4 protein-coding genes are annotated in these 3,858 nt (G+C 51.7%); all 4 read left to right on the top strand.

What is annotated here, in order from left to right:
• The coding region (locus RTK01_RS16210; RefSeq protein ID WP_312281963.1) for a TRAP transporter large permease at positions 1-681 on the top strand (681 nt) is incomplete at its 5' end.
• 87 nt (positions 682-768) lie between these two features.
• Positions 769-1,836: a TRAP transporter substrate-binding protein gene (locus tag RTK01_RS16205; protein ID WP_312281962.1), complete on the top strand. Its 1,068-nt coding sequence runs from the start codon at positions 769-771 to the stop codon at positions 1,834-1,836.
• A 107-nt stretch (positions 1,837-1,943) separates the two neighbouring features.
• Positions 1,944-2,852, top strand: coding sequence for a DMT family transporter (locus RTK01_RS16200; RefSeq protein ID WP_312281961.1), 909 nt, complete (start codon positions 1,944-1,946; stop codon positions 2,850-2,852).
• A 74-nt stretch (positions 2,853-2,926) separates the two neighbouring features.
• Positions 2,927-3,844 carry a LysR family transcriptional regulator gene (locus RTK01_RS16195; RefSeq protein ID WP_312281960.1) on the top strand — a complete coding sequence of 306 codons (918 nt, stop codon included), beginning with the start codon at positions 2,927-2,929 and terminating at the stop codon, positions 3,842-3,844.
• The last annotated feature ends 14 nt before the right edge of the window (positions 3,845-3,858 follow it).

The following is a 3,858-nucleotide window of genomic DNA, read 5'->3' as shown; positions in this document are numbered from 1 at the left end:
CAGAAGATGACCGAGCTGAAAGGGCAGGGACTGGGAAAGCTGTTTCTGGAGAGCTTCTGGGCGCTGCTGTGTCCGGTCATCGTATTGGGCGGCATCTATAGCGGTATATTCACCCCCACCGAAGCCGCCTGTATTTCTGTGTTCTACGCGCTGATTGTCTCTTTGTTTATTTATAAATCCATCAAGTTTGAAGATTTGGTTCCCTTCCTGTGCAGCTCTGTAAAGACTTATGGCGGCCTGGCCTTTGTTCTGGCTTTTGCCACCGCCTTTGGCCGCGTACTCTCTTTGACCAAGGCTACCAAGGTTGTGGAAAACTTTATTCTGCACAATTTTCACTCCAGCTTCACGGTACTCACCGTGCTGGTAATTATCTTCCTGATTCTGGGCATGGTCATGGATACCGGCCCCGCCATTATCATTCTGGCGCCTGTACTGCTGCCCGCCGTGCAAAATTTGGGTGTGGACCCGGTACATTTCGGCGTTATTCTTGTGTGCTGCCTGTCCATCGGCCTTGCCACACCACCCTTTGGACTGGATCTATTTGTGGCCGGTAATCTGTCGGAAGAACCGCCCATGGCCGTGGCCAGAAAAGCCGTCCCCTTTATTATTGCATTCCTGATCGCTCTGGTTTTGATTACTTATATTCCCTGGTTCAGCATGGCTTTAGTAAACATGCTCTAATCTCCCTTTCGTTTGTCCCCCTGCCCCCGGCTTTCGGGGGCAGCGGACGAAAATAAAGTGCAATTGGATTAAAAGGAGGAAAAACAAATGAAAAAGTTTGCAGCTCTGTTCCTGTCCATGGCAATGGCAATGTCTCTGGCTTCCTGTGGTAGCACGCCTGCACCCACTTCTGCTCCCGCATCTCAGAGTAACGATGACCCCTACGCCAACCTGGATCCCGTAGAACTGGTGGGTGCCGACTCCACCGGCAAGGGCGCTGCCGGTCAGGTCTTTGGTGAACTGGTTGCTCAAAAGGTGAGCGAAATCACGGGTGGCAAGCTGACCATCGACTATCATCCCAACGGCGATTTGGGCGGTGATGCCGACCTGCTTCGTCAGATGCAGAGCAACGACATTCAAATTGTCGTCTGCCAGACCGCCCCCGTGGTTTCTTTTATCCCTGAGATGGCCGTCTTTGATCTGCCTATGGTCTTCTCCAAATACGACGGTAACACCATTGACAAGGTACTTAACGGCGCCGACTCCCAGTTTAAAACACAGCTCTCTACCGCCTATGAGACGGCCGGCTTCCATCTGCTGGGGTTCCTGCAGAACGCCACCTATCGTCTGACTACCGCCAATAAGAATTTGACGGATCTGGCTTCTTTCAAGGGGCTTCAAATCCGCACCATGGAAAACAACAACCACATGGCTTTCTGGACCGCCATTGGCGCTGAGCCAACTCCCTTGGCCTTCTCCGAACTGTATTTCGCATTGCAGAGCGGTGCTGTGGATGCAGAAGAAAACGCAGCTGACACCATCGTGGGCAACAACTTCAATGAGGTGCAAAAATATCTGGCCTGCACCAATCATATCCTGTATGCCAACCAGATCGCTATCAATAAAGGTGCTTATGCGGATCTGGATCCCGCTTATCAGGAAGCCCTTGACCAAGCTGTGAATGTGGCGCTGGCCGTGATGCGTCTCGAGCTTACCAAGATCGACACGGACAACAAGACCACCTTGGAAAAGGGCGGCATGACCATCATCAATTACGACAACTCTTTCTTTGACGAAATTCTGAATCTTCAGGGCATAAAGGATTTGTACAGCAAGATCGACAAAGAAGTCGGCGGTTTGGGCACTTCCCTGCAAGACGCTTTGGCAGCAGGCTGATTAAAGGCCCCTACATCGTTGGCTGAAAGGGCCGGGCTGCCGCCAAAAGGCGGCGGCAGCCCGGCCCTCACTTTTCTTGGCGCCCCTTGGCAGAAAGGAGTTTCTTCATGAAAGCCACGCCAAACAATCAGGCTTTCTTTCCGCTGCTGCTCACCTTCTTTTTTTGGGGAAGCGTGTATGTTGCTGGGAAAATGATTGCCGAGGATATTCCGCCTCAACTTCTGGCCTGTCTGCGGTGCACCGTGGCCATGGCGCCTCTGCTCCTGATGGCCCGGGGCTGTCTCGGCACCAAAATTGCCCGGGAGGATTGGAAATACTTTGGATTGGTAGGCTTTCTCGGCTATTTTTTTACTATTTCACTGATTCAGCTGGGAATCTCGCTGACAGGCGCATCCATGGCTTCTTTGATCAACGCGCTAACCCCGGTATCCGTCACCGTGATGGCCTCCTTGATTCTTAAGGAGCGGATTACTTCCACCAAGGTTCTCTGCCTTGTTCTGGCTCTGACGGGTACCGCCGTGGTCACAAGCGAGACAGACAACCAGGGCGATCTGCTGGGCATTGGCGTGGTGCTGCTTGCCGTGTTGTGCTGGGGCGCGGCGTCGGTATATATGCGCCGCCTCACCGCCAGCTATCCCCCGATTCTGGTCACAACATATAGCATGGCCATCAGCCTTATTTTTCATATCCCGGCAGGAATCTTCAGCGCCACTCATCAGCCGGTCGTCATTTCTCCCACGGCAGTGGCCGTCGTTCTCTATCTGGGATTGATCGGCTCCGGCTTGTCCCAATTCACTTGGACAAAGTGCCTGTCCCTCCTCCCAGCCAGCACCTGCTCTCTGTTTTATCCTCTGCAGCCCGCCTTTTCCGCGCTACTGGGCGCACTGATTTTGGGGGAACAGTTTCGTCCCACGTTTTTCATCGGATTACTGCTGATTTCTGCCGATGTGATCCTGAGCGCCAGAGAAGCCGGGCGACAAGCAAAAGAAAATGAAAATTCACAAAAAAATAACTAACAATTTGCTGTCCATAAGCGATAATAACATAAAAGGGTATTAAATCCTGTTATATCGCAGAAGGAGTGACAGCCATGAACTTAAAACAATTGCAGTACTTTCAAGCCATCGCGGAGTTGGAGCACTACACTCAGGCAGCGGAAAAGCTGTATGTCGGTCAGTCCACTCTCAGCCACGCCATTCAGGAACTAGAATCCGAGCTGAATGTAAAGCTGTTTACCCGAAAAGGGCGCAATGTCAAGCTGACAAAATATGGTGAGTTGTTTCTACCCCATGTCCAAAAAAGCCTGGAATCTCTGGAAACCGGAATTTCCATCCTGCAGGAGTATAACAATCCAAATTCCGGCACAGTGACTCTGTCCGCCTTCCCTTCTCTGGCTCAGTTTTTGCCGGACATTATTGTCCGCTATCTATCTGAAACCAACCGGGTGGGCGTGCGCTTTCAATTTTCTCAGAACACTTTTTATTTTATACAAGAGCATCTTCTGTCCGGAAAAATTGACTTGGCCTTTGCGACATGGATTGACGATCCCCGGGTGGAGCATATAAAGCTGGGCACCCATCCGCTGGTCCTGCTGGTCCCTTTTGGACATCGACTGGCCCGGCGCGAGAGCGCGAGCCTGAAAGAGCTGGATCAGGAACCTTTCATCAACTTCGACAGTACCTCACAGCTGCACTATCAAAACCGCGAGATATTTGAATCCCTGAATATCAACCCAACTATTTTAGTGGAAACGCCACAGGACATTGTCATGTACGGTCTTGTGGCCGCAAACCAAGGGGTAGCCATTACCCCCTATCCCCTGGGCGGCGCGCCTTATAACGTCAAAATCATTCCCATTTCCGACAATATTCCTGCGCGGGATCTGTACCTGATGTGGTGTAAAGACCGATATATGCCCCCTGCGGCTGAGTATTTTCGGGATTATATTATCCGCAGCGGTAAGGTATTTGATCAATTCCGAGCCCGCAACGGCCCGAGCCTTGTCTGAACTGTGGAAGCGCG

Origin of the sequence: Oscillibacter sp., assembly GCF_031978065.1 — a bacterium.
Taxonomy (GTDB): Bacteria; Bacillota; Clostridia; order Oscillospirales; family Oscillospiraceae; genus Oscillibacter.
The sequence above is the reverse complement of the archived record's forward strand: the minus strand, read 5'-3'. Positions and strand labels throughout refer to the sequence as shown.

Coding starts and splice junctions, on each gene's coding strand:
- RTK01_RS16205 (WP_312281962.1), top strand. CDS start 769: ATGAAAAAGTTTGCAGCTCTGTTCCTGTCCATGGCAATGGCAATGTCT.
- RTK01_RS16200 (WP_312281961.1), top strand. CDS start 1,944: ATGAAAGCCACGCCAAACAATCAGGCTTTCTTTCCGCTGCTGCTCACC.
- RTK01_RS16195 (WP_312281960.1), top strand. CDS start 2,927: ATGAACTTAAAACAATTGCAGTACTTTCAAGCCATCGCGGAGTTGGAG.